The following is a 327-nucleotide window of genomic DNA, read 5'->3' as shown; positions in this document are numbered from 1 at the left end:
CCCTCGCAGTTCAGAATGACGAGCGTTGGGATTGGCCTCGGTTCTTTTTAAAAATGAATGAGTCCGTCATTCCGACGAGCCTAAGCAAGATTAGGAATCTACTATCAACGTGCTATGAAGCCAGAGAAAATCCCCTCTGCTACAGCACTTTTTGTTGGTAGATTCTGAATCACGACCGTCCCTCGCAGTTCAGAATGACGAACTTTAGGATTGGCCTCGGTTCTTTTTAAACGAATGAATCCGTCATTCCGTATATGGACTCCCGAGTTATTACAACTTGTTTAGCGAGAATAGATTAGATGCATGCGTATATTCGGGTTTTAATGA

Source organism: Vibrio sp. 2033, assembly GCF_033339735.1.
The sequence above is the reverse complement of the archived record's forward strand: the minus strand, read 5'-3'. Positions refer to the sequence as shown.